The 275-nt window shown below is 61.5% G+C and carries 1 protein-coding gene; it reads right to left on the bottom strand.

Annotated elements, in window-relative coordinates; genetic code table 11:
* Positions 1-198, bottom strand: a 198-nt coding sequence (locus QWJ41_RS22555) for a hypothetical protein (protein ID WP_500684577.1), incomplete at its 3' end; no start/stop codon positions are given.
* Positions 199-275 lie beyond the last annotated feature (77 nt).

Genomic DNA, 275 nt, shown 5'->3' with positions numbered 1-275 from the left:
GGCGCGCTCGTAGTCCGACCACGCAAACTTTGCCATCAGATAGCTGCCCATCTGCTCGGTAGTCTTGATGCAGCGGGTTGTGCTGGTGCGGCTGCGGCCATAGTACCGGCTGATCTGGGGCAGCAGATGCAGCATCCGGGCAGTAGAGGGGCCTACGCCCTCCACGGTGCACAGTTCCTCCTCACTGGCCTCCAGCACCGCCGCAAAATCCCCGAACCGATCGATCAGGTCGTGGGCGATACCGTTGGTGTCCTATTGGGCGTTGGTCAGGTAAA

It is taken from the genome of Nocardioides cremeus (assembly GCF_030518195.1).
In the GTDB taxonomy this organism is placed as follows: domain Bacteria; phylum Actinomycetota; class Actinomycetes; order Propionibacteriales; family Nocardioidaceae; genus Nocardioides; species Nocardioides cremeus.
This window is presented reverse-complemented; position numbering and strand designations above follow the sequence as displayed.